Genomic DNA, 1,183 nt, shown 5'->3' with positions numbered 1-1,183 from the left:
TGTAACAATTGCTTTTGAGGAAATATCCGTGACATATGTTTGTGTTATCTGATCAATTTTATTGAAAAGTTGCGTGAACACAGTAAAGTTCATGGCATTCCTCTTTAACAAATTTTCAATTTTTTATTACCTTGGAACATAGATACATGCCATTTGCATTTATACATTGCCCAAATTTTCACTGCTATTATCTTGGCTTTGATAAAATCTCTGTGTCTCTTTGAATTGTTGGGATATAGGACCGAATCTTCTACATTGGATTTTGTTTTCATCGTATGCTAGGCATCCCTTTTTTTTCATGGTCAAAAAATTTCATATCAAGTTCGCGTCTTTTCCTTTTGATCAGTGACTGCTCAGCGTTACGTATATGCGCTACCATTTGCATCTTTATAGACTCATTCTGGATCATAGCTAATGCACCATCGATATGTGCTTGAAGATCTGCAATATCTTTCAGGTTTTCTTTTGTTTGAAGTTCGTCGAAAAGATTTTCGAGGTATTGAAAACGATCTTTTATATTTTGAAAAGCTTTTAAAGTTAAAGCTTTATCTAGAGTTGATACAAATTGTAACCGTGCAAAAATAGACTTTCCTACTTGATCAAAAGCTCCAGAAATTTTGTTTTCGTCTTCCAATACCTTTTGATATGATGGCCTTGAAAGCATTTGTTCGTTATAGATTAATTCTGGCTCTTTGAGAAAAAAACTAGAAAAGTCTGTTTTATGAGGTCCAGTTTTCTGACTTTTTGTTATAGACTGATAGGCTTTTTCTGTTTGTGAAAGTTGCTCTTTTTTTAACTCAAGCTGTTTTTTTAAGAGCTCAACAATTTCCCCTTTCTTTAATAGATTAATAATCTCCAGATACTCTGTTGGTAAAGCGGGTGAGGGCGGTGGAGCAGGTTGTGAGATTACAGGTGAGTTTTGGGATGGTGAGGGTTGAAAAGTTACAGTTACATTTGCATTTGCTGGAGCTAAATTCAGTGTTCCCAAAAGGATAATTATTCCTGTTATAATAAACCGCTTTTTCATTTTAATATTACTCTTTTTTACAATTAAACAAAGTCAATATTTTTTATCATTATTATAATTTTAATGATAAAGTAAAGTGCATAGTTTGCGATAGTTTATCTTTTCTTAATTTCATTTTTTATATTGATAAAAAATAGCTCGATTTCAGTGCAAATA

General features: G+C 32.1%; 1 protein-coding gene and 1 pseudogene. Both read right to left on the bottom strand.

Annotated elements, in window-relative coordinates:
* Positions 1-93, bottom strand: a pseudogene (locus PVV66_RS09610) (trwi protein); the annotation flags it as partial.
* A 175-nt stretch (positions 94-268) separates the two neighbouring features.
* Positions 269-1,027 carry a type IV secretion system protein gene (locus PVV66_RS09605; protein ID WP_273719615.1) on the bottom strand — a complete coding sequence of 253 codons (759 nt, stop codon included), beginning with the start codon at positions 1,025-1,027 and terminating at the stop codon, positions 269-271.
* Positions 1,028-1,183 lie beyond the last annotated feature (156 nt).

It is taken from the genome of Bartonella sp. AU16XJBT (assembly GCF_028618665.1).
Lineage (GTDB): Bacteria > Pseudomonadota > Alphaproteobacteria > Rhizobiales > Rhizobiaceae > Bartonella.
Note: the sequence above shows the minus strand (reverse complement) of the source record. Positions and strands in the feature narration are given on the sequence as shown.